A 13,756-nucleotide genomic window follows, 5' to 3' on the forward strand; every position below is an offset into this window, starting at 1 on the left:
TGGATATATATTTTTTTTGCAAAATCAATTAAAATCTTTTTAGAGAGGGTGATTCATATTGATTCGAACTTTTATTTTACAAATTCCTTGTCATAGAAGATTAGATAGGAGTTTTTTTAAACTACAAAAGTACATACCTTTATGTGCGCGTTGTACAGGCATGCTTATTGGTATTTTAATGTTTCCAATTTATTTTTATATGACACCTTCATTTCTTTTGGCAATCATACTATCATTTTTCGCTCAAATTCCGTTACTTATCGATGGGTTCACCCAAAAGTGGAAATGGAGAAGTAGCTCAAATTTGCTAAGAATAACTACTGGTGTATTAAGCGGTAATGGTATGGGATTATTCATTTCCTCTAGTGTTATATGGATATTATCTTAAGATATATAGTAATGGAGGTATTTACATAGATGTTCTGGATTTACTTAATTCTAATTTTTATTTCAGGTGGAAGTGGAATTGGTTTTATGATTCAAAATAAGTATACAGAAGCAATAATAGCTTTTGTTATTTGTATACTATTGTTTGGGCTACTGTATTATTATCTTAAAAGAAACAAAAGAAAGAGAAAAGCAGATTGTGACGATTTAGACTGTACGGATTGTTTTGATTGTGATTGTACTTGTTAAATTTTTCTTCCAAATAAAAAGCTAGTGTATTATTAAAAATACACTAGCTTTTTTGCTTTGAAATTTTAAGAAAAGTGTAGGAATACGGCTATTATATAGAGAACTTTAGTTTTGTATATAAAAGGAGGCGGGAAAATAATCTGTTTTGAACCACATTGGATTTCTAATATGGCTTCTTATTTACTAGATGGGGAGAAACAATCGGAATTTATTCAGCTAGGTGTTTTGCAGAAATTATTTGAAAGTGATACGCAAAGAAATGGTAAAGATGGCAATATAGGCATGAAAATACCGATATATTTAAGTGAATTAGGTGTGAAAAATATTGAATGTAGAGTAAGCGATAAAGTGAACTTTTTAGATTCAAATATGCATCACAATGATAAAAACGATTTGTATCAATCATTAAAAGAAGAGGGGATTGCAGGTGATCCGGGTGATAAGCAACAATTTGTAGAACGTTTAATAGCCAGAGGATTAACATATGATAATGCGCTAGCTCAATATGAAGCTGAACTACGATTTTTTAAAATATTTCATGTGTATTCTTCTTTTGTATACGCTCCCAATATGAAAATTACATTTGGTGACATAGTTTGTTAAAAGGTATGATGTATAAGGCTTGTCGTTTAATGTCGATAAGTCGATATTCGACATATAATCGCTGATAAATGTTAAGAATCGGTCGATATAATTTGAAAATCGCCGATAAAATGAAAGAATCGCTGATATATTTGAATTATCGCCGATATAATTTTATGTACTAATTTCAGCTTCTACAAGATTAAAACCGCATGTTACGTTATTCCATATAATCAAACAAAATACGGAGAAAAACAATCATTTTTACTATATTTTGTTATAAATTTGAATAATATTAATTAATACCATCCATTATAAGAGATTTTAGTTGAATACATACTATATGGTGTGTAAAATCTAAGCAAGTAGCAGTATAAATATAAATTCGAGGTGAATGCATGCTAGATTTTAAGCAGTTAGAAACTTGTTTAAAAGACAAGAGATTTGTAGATGGATTACAGGAAATAAATAATGAAATTGCATATATAAAAGAAACGAATACTTTATCCTCTGTGAAGAATTGGCTTGCCAATATTCCTTCGCATAAGGAGTTCGATATATTAATTCGCCTTACTGATGAAGGGCTTATGCACCAATACAGTTCATTCCTCATTCGTTACGCTTATAAAAAATTCCCAAATATGAGAACGCTCTCTTTATATTGTGATGAGTTAATTGATGAGCGGAAAATTCTTGAAGCGGAGCAGTTGTTAAAATCTTCTTTAGAAGAGTTAAGTAAAGAAGAAATAGATGCAGATTTTTTAGCGAAAACATATTTTACGTTAGTACGATGTCTTTTAGAAATGAAACGAAACGAAGAAGCGTTAATATATATGCAAAAAGCAGAGGAGTACAGTGCGCGCGCAGTGTTTGATAAATGGGGCTACGTTTATATGCATACAGGTGAATGGGAGAAAGCGGAAGAACAATTTATTGCTGGCATGCAGCATGAAGATTGTGAAGAGTTATCTACCTATTTATTATCACAATTGTATGCGAATAAAGGAGAACAAAAACGCGCGATACAGTTAATCGATGATGCGATTGTAAAATTCCCACAAGTACCATATTTTCATTTTGAGAAGATAAAGTATTTATTAGATTTAGAGCAATATGAAGAGATGTTAGCGGTAATAGATAATATAAATACTCAGCTGCCATATCATGCCTATAATACTTACTTTGTACATTTACGTGCAGAAGCGCTGTACAAAATGAATAAATTTGCAGATTTACAAAAACTATTAAAAGAAGAAAAGGGTTTAAAAGAATCTTTATATCATAATTTAGAAAAAAATCCGGATGGAAAAAAGGTTCACTTGCCGATAGTTCCTATTGTACAAAAGGATAATTATTGTGTTCCGACAAGCTTAGAGATGATGTTGCGTATATGGGGAGAGAAACGTACACAAGATGAAATAGCAGAGTTTATTTTTGATATGACAGGTTCGAAGTTTTCAGATACTGTTTCTTATTTAGAAGAATTAGGTTATGAATATCGTTATTTTAAAGGGAATGAAGAGAATTATAAGAGACTGATTGACGAAGGAATTCCTGTTTTATTAAGTATAGATATTGAGCATGCTTCACACGTACAAGTTCTATCTGGATATGATGATACATTGCAAGCTTTCTATGTTCAAGATCCAAACTTTATAGAGCCAGTTCTTGTGGAATATAGTAAAGTACAAGAAAAATATCGTTATACAGGCTGTTTAGCAATCACGTTTGTTCCGAAAGAAAAGAAGGAGCAACTAGAGTTTCTAAGTGAAGAAGAAAATCGTTATTTTAAATCTATTTTTTCTCTTACGGATCATTTAGATGAACATGACAAAGAGGGAATTAGTAACCTAGTACAATTTTTAAAAGAAACGAGTGATAATCCAAATACGTGGTTATATACGATAAAGCACTTAGATGTTGAAGTAGATAAAGAATTTATTTTATATTGTATCGATAAGTTAATGGAAAAGTTTCCGAACTCGGACTTTGTTAAATTGCATGGTGCACAGTGTTTTATTCGTCTTCAGGAAGTAGAGAAAGCGGAGCAAATGCTGACAAGCGTTGAGAAGAAAAATAATCGTGCTTTATATCATTTAATAAACGGAAGATATGCGTTTGAACAGGAAAGTTATCTAGAAGCGATTTCAAGCTTTCGTTTATCGTTACAATTAGACGCAGATCAGCCTATTGCTTGGAGTTTTCTAGCTTTATCCTATATGTATATTGATCAATCTGAAAAAGCATTGCAATACTCTCAAGTTGCGTTAGAGCGTAGTCCTGAAAGGTTCACTTTAACAAATCACGGTTTAATATTAATAGATTTAGAAAGATATGAAGAAGCATATGAAATCTTTAATGACTTGTTAAAAGAGTACAAATATGAAGCGCATGTATGGTATGAACGAGCGAGATGTGCACATCAACTAGGGAAATTATATTTAGCAATAAAAGGGCTTAAAGTAGCGATTCATTTGGATAGTAATGCACCTTACATTTATACGAAACTTTCGGAAATATACGAATCTGATTTGAAGGATGAGGAAAGTGCGAAAGAAATTTTATTAAACGGTATTGAGAATTGTGATGATAAAGCACCTCTTTACGTAAAATTAGGTGATTATCATTTTCAAAATGATAGCTTGGAAGAAGCAGAAGTATTGTATAAGCGTGCTTTAGAAGAAAATGATGAGGATGTTTATTCTCACTTCGGACTTACACAAGTTTATATGGCAAGAGAACAATATAAGGAAGCAAAAGAATATATTCTTGGTCTTGAGAAGCAAATTGAAAAGAGCCAAGATTTCCTCATGAATGCAGGAATGGTTTTATGGGATGCTGAAATTGAACTTGGTGGAAATGAAGAAGGGTTTAAAGTAGCACTATCTAAGTTAGAAAATGGTATAAAGAAAAGTGATTATAATGTAGCAAGTGCGTTAGATGAATATGTGAATCGAATTAAAGGAACGGAATTTGTACAACGAGGTATAGCATTTTTAAGAACGTTACACAAAGAAAGAAATGAAGTAAGTGAGTACGGTTGTTATGCAGGTATTTTATATGAATCTATTGGACAGTACGGCCAAGCGATGAAAAGATATAATAAGGCGATAGAACAAATGGAAACGGCATTACCGTATTACCGAATTGGCGAAACACTTATGGCATTAGGGCAATTGACGGAAGCAAAGCAGGCGTATGAAACATGTTTAGAGCTTGATGGGAATTTCGTAGGTGTACATTTACAGCTTGCGGAAATATACGAAAAAGAAGAAAACCGTTCTAAAGAACAAAGTCATATGGTTCAGGCGATGAAAGAAGAGCCGTTGCATATTAATATGGAATATTTGGCACAGCTTTCAGTAGAAATGAACCTTCAGGAAGAATTGCTGATTGAACTAGAACAATTAGCGGACGAAGTACCTGAAATATGGCGTTTAGATGCGATTGCATATGTGTATGGAGCGATGAATGAAACAGATAAAGAACAAGCACAGATTGAATACGCGCTACAATTAGATGGTGAGCATATAGAAGTACTATATCATTATGCAAAAGTATTAGTGAAAAAAAGAAATGTAAAAGCAATTGAAGTTGCAATGAAAGTAATACAAAAAGATTTTGATAATGAACGTATATTTGATGTTTATGTAAAAGCAGTAGAGCAACATAAAAAATTGTCTAACATACGAGATTTTCTTCATACATTAAAGGTGAAAAAAGCAGAAAGAAGTGCAGCATTCATGTATGCTGCAGCTGCGGTTACGGAAATATGGATTGAACGCCAGCTGCATGAACAGCCGAAACGATCTATCATTACGAGAGCTTTTTATCGTATGAAAAATCGTGCGAAAGAAATTTCAATGGTTACTATGATAATTGATTTATATGAAATCTCTTTAAAGTTAAATCCGAAAAATAGTATGGCAGCACAGCGATTTGCGCTATTTTATGAGAATGTCGAGATGAATAAAGAAGCAATAGAGATTCTACACACGTCACTAGAAAATAAATGGGATTATGACGTAGCGAAGCAACTTGTAAATCTTTTCGTTGAGTGCGAGGAAGAAGATATGTTAAGAGATGCTTTGGAATTAACGAAACAAATGGTTCGAGAACTACCAGATGATTATGATACTCTTCTTCTGCAAGCACAAGTATTCTTTAAAGCAGGGGAAGAAAGAAAAGCAGAAAAGATTATCTTACAATTAACAGAGCAAACACCGTTTGTAAGTAGAGCATTTCTTGCTTTAGGAGAAATATATCAAAGTCAAGAAAGGTTTGAAGAGGCAATTCATGTATTAGAAAATGCTTCTGTACATCATCCAAATGAAACAGCAATTCTTCTTTCTTTAGCATCTTCATATCATGGTGTCGGCCAAACGATAAAGGCGGAAAAAATAACAAATGAAGTATTAATAATTGACGCGAGTGATTTGTTAGCAAGATATGATCGTGCTTGTTATTTAGCGCAGTTAAATAGAAATGAAGAGGCGAAGGAAGAGCTTGAATTTGTCCTTCGTGAGGATGAATCGGGATTCTTTGCTGAACTTATTGAGGATGATGAAAATTTAGCAGCATTGCGAGAATTTGAAAAGTAATTGTATAAGAATAGGGAAAAAAGATAAGGATATATTTTGAATTAGTTGACAATTAGTTGCTAAATGGCATAAAATAACTTTTAACAAAGTATACAAATCTGAAGACGAGAAAGAGTAAAATAGTGAGCTGCTCTCCAGAGAGCCGGTATATTGCTGAAAGCCGGTGTGCAGACGTTATTTGAAAATCATCTCCGAGGAGCCGAGGCTGAAAGTAAGTAAGCCCGGACGGATGTCTACCGTTACAAAGAACACGTATGATAGTACGTTGCTAAGTGCTATTAGTGAAAAAGCTAATAGAATTAGGGTGGTATCGCGGGTAAACCCGTCCCTACTTTATAGGGACGGGTTTTTTGTGTGCTTTAAAATATTCAAAGGAGTGATTGTATATGGAAAAAGTAGATGTAAAAGAATCAGCTGTAGGAAGAGAAATGCGAATTCGCAAACAGTGGAACGAACAAAATATTTTCGAACAATCAATTCAGAATCGAGAAGGCGCACAGTCTTTCGTATTTTATGAAGGACCACCAACGGCGAACGGACTACCGCATGTAGGTCATGCACTTGGACGAACAATTAAAGACTTAGTAGCAAGATATAAAACGATGGCTGGTTATAAAGTGTTAAGAAAAGCGGGATGGGATACACATGGTTTACCTGTAGAATTAGGCGTTGAGAAGCAACTTGGTATTTCTGGTAAACATGAGATCGAAGAATATGGCATTGAACCATTTATTCAAAAGTGTAAAGAGAGTGTTTTCACATATGAGAAGCAGTGGCGTGAATTCACTGAAAGTATTGGTTATTGGGTAGATATGGATGATCCATATGTAACTTTAAAGAATCCATATATCGAAAGTGTATGGCATATTTTGGGAACAATCCATGAAAAAGGATTGTTATATAAAGGACATAGAGTTTCACCATACTGCCCAAGCTGCCAAACCTCATTGAGCTCACATGAGGTTGCACAAGGGTATAAAACAGTAAAAGATTTAAGTGCAACTGTGAAGTTTAAAGTGAAAGATAGTGAAAATGAGTATTTCTTAGGTTGGACAACGACACCTTGGACACTTCCAGCAAACGTTGCGCTTGCTGTCCATCCAAATATGGAATACGTTAAAGCAAAACAAGAAAGTCATGTATACATTGTTGCGAAAGAACGTGTACAAGAAGTATTAAAAGAGAACTATGAAGTATTATCTGTTCATAAAGGCGAAGAATTATTAAACACATCTTATACAGCGCCATTTCCGATGAAAGAAGTTACAAATGGTTACCGCGTTATTGCAGCAGATTTTGTAACGGGAGATAGTGGTACAGGACTTGTTCATATTGCTCCAGCATATGGAGAGGACGATTATAGAGTCGTTCAAAGTGAAGGATTGTCATTCTTGCACGTTGTAGATGAAAAAGGTGAGTATACAGAAGCAGTACCATTTTTGAAAGGGAAATTTGTAAAAGATTGTGACGTGGATATCGTTCGTTATTTAGCGAAGGAAGGTTTACTGTATCATAAAGAAAAATATGAACATAGCTATCCGCATTGCTGGCGTTGTGATTCACCACTACTTTATTATGCAGGAGAAAGTTGGTTAATCCGAACAACTGCAATTAAAGATACATTTTTACAAAATAATGATTCTGTTACTTGGTATCCGGATCATATGAAACATGGACGTTTTGGTAAGTTTTTAGAAAATATGGTGGATTGGAATATTAGCCGAAATAGATATTGGGGAACACCATTAAACGTGTGGGAATGTGAAAGCTGCAATCATCAGTTCGCACCGAAGAGCATTGCCGAATTAAGAAAGTATAGTACGAAAGAAACACCAGAAGATTTGGAATTGCATAAGCCGTATGTAGATGAAGTACAAGTGTGCTGCGGGAAATGCGGAGGCACAATGAATCGTACACCAGAAGTGATTGATGTTTGGTTTGATAGTGGTTCTATGCCATTTGCACAATATCATTACCCATTTGAAAATAAAGAGTTATTTGAAGAGCAGTTTCCAGCGGATGTTATTGCAGAAGGAATTGATCAAACACGCGGCTGGTTTTATAGTTTATTAGCAGTATCAGCACTATATACAGGAAAAGTACCGTATAAACGAGTGTTATCACTAGGGCATGTTTTAGATGAAGAAGGGCAGAAAATGTCTAAAAGCAAAGGAAATGCACTAGATCCAGTTGATTTAGTAGATAAATTTGGTGCAGATGCGCTAAGATGGGCTTTACTTGTTGATAGTGCCCCGTGGAATGCGAAGCGTTTTTCTGAAAGAACAGTACTGGAAGCGAAATCTAAATTTGTAGATACATTAGTCAATGTGTATAGCTTCTACGTTTTATATGCAAATTTAGATGAGTATAATCCGAAAGAAACGTATGATGTAAAGCTTACGAAATTAGACGAATGGGTATTATCAAGATTGCATAGTACAACGGAAAAAGTGAGAACTGCACTTGATGATTATCAATTTACGAATGCAGCTCGTGAAATTGCAGCACTTGTAGATGAAGTGAGTAACTGGTATGTAAGACGCTCACGTAATCGTTTCTGGGAATCTGGTATGAACGCTGAGAAAGCAGCTGCGTATGAGACACTTCATGAAGTACTTGTAACAATTAGTAAATTAATTGCACCATTTACACCATTTGTCGCGGAAGACATTCATCTGAATTTAGAAGGAAGCAGCGTTCATTTAGCCGATTATCCAGTTGTAAATGAATCACTACTTCAGCCGAAATTAGAAGCGGAAATGGATGCTGTTTTACAAGTTGTTGAACTTGGAAGAAGTAACCGTAATCAGCATTCTTTAAAAGTAAAACAGCCGCTAGCAGAACTTGTATTACTTGAGCATAACGAGAATGATATGGATTGGGAATCTTATCGTGATATCGTTATGGATGAGTTAAATGTAAAAGCGTTCCATGTTGAACTCGATGAAACAAAATACACATCATATCAATTGAAGCTTAATTTTAAAACAGCGGGGCCGAAGTTCGGTAAAAATGTGAATGCAGTGAATGGTTGGCTAAAACAATTATCACAAGAAGAAGTGCAAAACTTTGTATCAACAGGAAGAGCAGTTTACGAAGCAACACCAGGAGAAGAAGTAGTTGTAACTGCTGAAGATGTGTTAGTTGAGAAAGTTGCAAAATCAGGATTCTCTAATACGACTAACGGACAATATACAGTTATGTTAGATACGAATGTAACGGAAGAATTGTTGCAAGAAGGAGTAGCGCGTGAATTCATTCGTGCGGTTCAAGAATATCGTAAACAGTTGAATTTACCAGTTAATTTACGAGTCGATGTTATTCTTGATACAGAAGTAGAGCTACAGCGAACGTTAACGAACCATAAAGATTTATTGGAAGAAAACTTACTCGTTAAACAATTTACATTTGGTCACTTAACGAACGAAGACGATGAACTTTCTTTAGGTGAAACAAAACTTAGAATTAAATTAAGTGCAGCTAATTAAAGAAAAAAGGAAGTTGGAATGATTCCAACTTCCTTTTTGTATGATGGAAATTTATCCGGCTAATTTCCTCATAATCCATTCGATAGGACCTCTAGAAAATTTCTTTCTCCATAACACACTAATTAAAATGCTGAAAATGAAAAATGCAGTAGCAAATAATAAAACGAATAGTAGTGATTGATTTTCCATTCTATTTAATAGAATTAATGTCCCAATACCGATAAATACATGACTGACATAATGAGTTAATGTTAATTGTCCTGTTTGCACAATGGAAGTGACAAACCAATTATTTCTATATTTTTCAGCGATATAGAGGCAAATGATTAATATAGCAATAGAGGATCCTGTAGCAGATAAAATATATAATACATTTGGTAAGATGGGTCCTGTATTAAATAAAAATATGGCGGTCTCTCTGCCGATGTATGGAATAAAAAAGTGTGTAAGTCCTTTTGATAAAAGTTCTGTCAATATTGTGATTGTAATACCGAGTAAGAGTAATCTTTTTTTTATTTTTTTATTATGAAGATCTAACCTGCCAATTAACATACCGATTAAGAAGAACGAGAACCAAGGGAAAATAGGGTGATAGCCATTAAAGAATAAGTTGCGAAGAAAACCCTTTATTGTCCAGAAGTCTACATAATTTATAAATGGAGTTGGACCTACCCAACCCTCGAAAGTATTGAAAGTAAGCTGAAGAGATTGTGCGAACAATAAAATAATGATAGAAAGAAAAAGTAATAGTTTTTTGCGTACTGTCATGAGTAATGCAGCAACGAAAAGGTAAACACCATAGTAGTGTAATATATCCCCAGTCCACTCCATTACATATAGTAGTAATCCTAAAATAAATAAGAAAAGTGATCGTTTCCATATGGTCTTTCGGCTATTAGAAATTTTTATTTGTTCATTGCTAGCAACGGCTGACCTAGTCATTAAAGTTATACCAATGCCAGCAAGTATAACAAACAAAGCAGAGGCTCTACCTTCAAATAGTGACATGAAGGTTATTAAAAAAGGGGGACCATTTCCTTCTGCACCTGTTATCACCATGAAATTAACAAGTAGCATACCAAACATCGCCCAAGCTCTAGCAAAATCTAAGCCGATAATGCGTTTTTTTGTATTCACTTCAACCCCTTCTTTCAAAAATGTTATTTACAGCTTCAATCCAAATTTGTTTATAATCTATCTTTGCATCAATCATCATAAAATTTCCGATATTATCAAGCACTAATGCTAACATATGAGCTTTTGAAACTAGATTTTTATTTTCAATTAATTGAAGTTCATTTGCTTTTGTAAGGAGTACTTCAAATCCATGTAAGTATTCTGTTTGCACAGTTAGTAATCGATCTTTGTACATCTTGTTTCTTGAAGATAGTAATACATATTCTTGTAACACTCGGTTAAAATAAGGGTCGTTTCGCTGTTCATCAATTATTTTAAGGCCAATTGCAATACATTTTTCAATAAAATTTGATTTTGTAAACTCTTCTGTATGGAAATAAGAAGAGAACTGCATAGCTTTACATAATTCAGTAAAAATACATTCAATTAAAGCATCTTTAGACTTAAAGTAGTAATATATAGATGGTTTTGCGATACCAACCTCCTCACCAATCATCGTATAAGTTGTTTTAACAATACCGTACGTAGCAAAAAGGCGATAACTTGCTTCCATTATTGAAGAGAGTGTTTCTTCACTTTTACTCATATAGATCCTCCTAAAAAAAGGTTATTTAAATCGTATCATTTACAAGTGATTTTTTCAACCTACCGTTAGGTAAAAAAAGTCTATTTTTTAAACAGTAATATGAAAAGCTTTAGGGATAAGGAATGGATTTAGAAATTTCTTTCTAAAGTATTGTGTTCACTTTACACATAAATATTGAGAAAATTTCACTTACCCTAAATGGAAAGGTAATAGAAGTGTTCATAGAGAATTACTCGTAGATTCAATTTTTATCCATCCGTTTTGCGGGGAATGATTGCCTAGTGGTAATGGGATAAGGTTGAGCTACTTTATTAGGGGGAGTGGTTCTATGTTTAATAAAAAAATGGTGGCAATGGCAATGACCGTGCCGTTAGTAATGGGGACGATTTCTACGGTTTCGGCATTGGAAAAACAACAGCAAGTAAAGTTAGAAGCTTATTCGCCACAGAAAAAAGCAACTGAATATTTAAAAGAAAATGCTGCGCAGTATGGATTGAAAACAGACCTTTCAGACTTGCAATATATTTCTACAACAGAAACGTCAGTAGCTTCATATGTTAGGTTCCAACAAGTTGTTAATGGTGCACCTGTATTTTCAAAACAAATAACAGTTACGCTTAACGGAGAGGGAAAGGGAGTACTCGCTGTTTCTGATTATCAGCCTGTTACAGGTGTGAAGGAAGTAACGACAAAAATTAGTGAAAAAGATGCAATACAAAAATCAATGGCGTATGTTGGAGAAGCAAGTGAGCAAAATTTATGGGCTCCTACAGATAAAGAGTTCGGATATATTGTTGAAGAAGGAATTGCTCGTCCAGTATATAAAGTTGTAGTCCATTCTAATAATCCATTTGGTGCATGGGAAACATTTATTGATGCAGAAAATGGAAAGTTAATTAAAAAGGTTGATATAAACCGAAAAGCTGAAGGGTCAGGAAAAGTATTTTTACCTAACCCAGTCGTATCTAGCGGTAGTAAAGTAGGCTTAAAAGATAATAACGATGCAGATTCAACAGCTCTAACGAACCAACTGAAAACTGTTACGTTAAAAGGTTTAGATGGAACAGGATTTTTAATTGGAGAATATGTAACGATTTCTTCAAAAGCGAAAACAAAATCTACGAATTTACAATTTAACTATACACGCGCAAATGATAGCTTTGAAGATGTTATGTCGTACTATCATATCGACACATTGCAACGTTACATTCAAAGTCTAGGTTTTAAAAATATTAATAACCGTTCGATAAAAGTGAATGTTAATGGTACAACTGATGATAACTCATTCTATTCTCCATCAACAAAAGCTTTGACTTTCGGTACTGGGGGTGTTGATGATGCAGAAGATGCTGGTATTATCGCACATGAATATGGGCATTCGATTCAAGATAACCAAGTTCCTGGCTTTGGTAGTTCAGCAGAAGGTGGAGCGATGGGAGAAGGATTTGGCGACTTCTTAGGTGCTACATATGAAGATGCAGTATCGACTACTGGATATGGTAAAGCATGTGTTGGAGAATGGGATGCGACAGCTTATTCTAGTTCAGATCCAACATGCTTACGCCGATTAGATACGAATAAAGTATATCCGAAAGATATAACGAATGAAGTGCATGATGATGGTGAAATTTGGGCTCAAGGCCAATACGAAATGGCACAAGCTTTTGGCCGTGATGTAGCAACAAAAATCATTTTACAATCACACTGGTCATTAACACCAAACTCTAAATTCAGTGATGGAGCGAAAGCGATTAAGCAAGCGGATGCTCTTTTATATGGCGGACAACATGCTGCTGATATCGATCGCATTTGGGCAGCGAGAGGCATTAGTACGAATTAATATAAAAAGTCGTGGCATTTATAAGCCACGACTTTTTAATTTGCTTACGAACTGGTACTAGTAAATAAAGCTATATCAATGATAGTGTGAATATATCCGTATCCCATTTACTTTTTAGCTTCTTTAAAAACAAAATGCTCTTTAAATTTTCTAGATTCAACTTTTTGACCATTTCGCATCGATCGGAATGGGTGTTCTTGCCATGTAATAATAACATCAACTTCATCTGCTTTTGTAGCAACGGGTAAATTAGCGTGTTCAAATCCAGTTTTTCCACTTGCCAAACGACTTTCCTTTAGGGAAAAGAGTTCATATTTCGTTTTCTTATTTGGTTCGTTGCGGAATACTTCGACGTTTACATTATATACTTCACTATTCCCGACATTCTTTACTGAAAAATGATATGTTTGAAATTCATCTTTTTTAGCTTGAAGCATATTCTTGTTTGTTTTTTTCGGTTTATCAATATTCACTTGCCATTGATCAGAGTTTTGAGAGATTGGTAAAGATTTTGGTGAATAGGCATACGTTTCGTTTACTACAATTAAGCAAAACAAAAGGAGAAAGAAACTAATTGCTTTTTGCATATACACACCTCGCGTTAAAATTTTTATTAATATGCGTAAATGAATTAGTTTTTATGTAAAAATTGGAAAATATTAAAGGTGTAATTTTGGATGTAATACATAAGAATATGTATTACAAAATTAACTTTTCACACTTTAGAAGAAGTTAGGAGTTATAAAACCAGAATGTTTCAAAAAAAGCTTGCGTTTTATAAGGTGAGGAGTTAGAATACTCTGTAAATATAAAAAGTGATGATCAGGAAAAGTACATGGTGCAAAGGTCTACAGAGAGCAGCCAGTTGCTGGGAAGGTTGCGATAC

Annotated in this window: 8 protein-coding genes, 1 pseudogene and 2 other annotated features (1 of these 11 only partly in view); of the genes and pseudogenes, 6 read left to right on the forward strand and 3 right to left on the reverse strand. The window is 34.1% G+C overall.

Going from position 1 to position 13,756, the window contains the following annotated elements; genetic code table 11:
• The first annotated feature begins 58 nt into the window (after positions 1–58).
• The 5 genes and pseudogenes from AC22L0_RS06940 to ileS all read left to right on the forward strand — a co-directional run bounded on the left by AC22L0_RS06940 (position 59) and on the right by ileS (position 9,307).
• A complete protein-coding gene (locus tag AC22L0_RS06940; protein WP_000621475.1) occupies positions 59–388 on the forward strand; it encodes a DUF2085 domain-containing protein in 330 nt (109 codons plus the stop codon).
• Between the two features lie 29 nt (positions 389–417).
• On the forward strand, positions 418–636 hold the full coding sequence (locus AC22L0_RS06945) for a hypothetical protein (protein WP_000498601.1): 219 nt from the start codon (positions 418–420) through the stop codon (positions 634–636).
• A 117-nt stretch (positions 637–753) separates the two neighbouring features.
• A pseudogene (locus tag AC22L0_RS06950) lies at positions 754–1,239 on the forward strand (class I SAM-dependent methyltransferase); the annotation flags it as partial.
• A 377-nt stretch (positions 1,240–1,616) separates the two neighbouring features.
• Positions 1,617–5,819, forward strand: a complete 4,203-nt coding sequence (locus AC22L0_RS06955) for a bacteriocin-processing peptidase family protein (RefSeq protein WP_087967901.1) — start codon at positions 1,617–1,619, stop codon at positions 5,817–5,819.
• Positions 5,820–5,911: 92 nt separating this feature from the next.
• Positions 5,912–6,152: a binding site (T-box leader), on the forward strand.
• 53 nt (positions 6,153–6,205) lie between these two features.
• A complete protein-coding gene (gene ileS / locus AC22L0_RS06960; RefSeq protein WP_098326818.1) occupies positions 6,206–9,307 on the forward strand; it encodes an isoleucine--tRNA ligase in 3,102 nt (1,033 codons plus the stop codon).
• Between the two features lie 51 nt (positions 9,308–9,358).
• Here the strand turns inward: ileS and AC22L0_RS06965 are convergent, their stop codons facing one another.
• Positions 9,359–10,444 carry a DUF418 domain-containing protein gene (locus tag AC22L0_RS06965; RefSeq protein WP_030025508.1) on the reverse strand — a complete coding sequence of 362 codons (1,086 nt, stop codon included), beginning with the start codon at positions 10,442–10,444 and terminating at the stop codon, positions 9,359–9,361.
• A 1-nt stretch (position 10,445) separates the two neighbouring features.
• A complete protein-coding gene (locus AC22L0_RS06970) occupies positions 10,446–11,030 on the reverse strand; it encodes a TetR/AcrR family transcriptional regulator (protein ID WP_000045224.1) in 585 nt (194 codons plus the stop codon).
• 328 nt (positions 11,031–11,358) lie between these two features.
• On the opposite strand from AC22L0_RS06970, the gene AC22L0_RS06975 reads away from it, so the two are divergent.
• Positions 11,359–12,870 carry a M36 family metallopeptidase gene (locus AC22L0_RS06975; protein ID WP_000482274.1) on the forward strand — a complete coding sequence of 504 codons (1,512 nt, stop codon included), beginning with the start codon at positions 11,359–11,361 and terminating at the stop codon, positions 12,868–12,870.
• Between the two features lie 107 nt (positions 12,871–12,977).
• On the opposite strand, the gene AC22L0_RS06980 is transcribed toward AC22L0_RS06975, so the two are convergent.
• Positions 12,978–13,457: a hypothetical protein gene (locus AC22L0_RS06980; protein ID WP_001167912.1), complete on the reverse strand. Its 480-nt coding sequence runs from the start codon at positions 13,455–13,457 to the stop codon at positions 12,978–12,980.
• A gap of 222 nt (positions 13,458–13,679) precedes the next feature.
• Positions 13,680–13,756 (forward strand) — a binding site (T-box leader) (it continues 137 nt past the right edge of the window).

The sequence above is a fragment of the Bacillus sp. LQ01 genome (genome assembly GCF_057624735.1).

Coding starts and splice junctions, on each gene's coding strand:
- ileS (WP_098326818.1), top strand. CDS start 6,206: ATGGAAAAAGTAGATGTAAAAGAATCAGCTGTAGGAAGAGAAATGCGA.
- AC22L0_RS06970 (WP_000045224.1), bottom strand. CDS start 11,030: ATGAGTAAAAGTGAAGAAACACTCTCTTCAATAATGGAAGCAAGTTAT.
- AC22L0_RS06980 (WP_001167912.1), bottom strand. CDS start 13,457: ATGCAAAAAGCAATTAGTTTCTTTCTCCTTTTGTTTTGCTTAATTGTA.
- AC22L0_RS06955 (WP_087967901.1), top strand. CDS start 1,617: ATGCTAGATTTTAAGCAGTTAGAAACTTGTTTAAAAGACAAGAGATTT.
- AC22L0_RS06975 (WP_000482274.1), top strand. CDS start 11,359: ATGTTTAATAAAAAAATGGTGGCAATGGCAATGACCGTGCCGTTAGTA.
- AC22L0_RS06945 (WP_000498601.1), top strand. CDS start 418: ATGTTCTGGATTTACTTAATTCTAATTTTTATTTCAGGTGGAAGTGGA.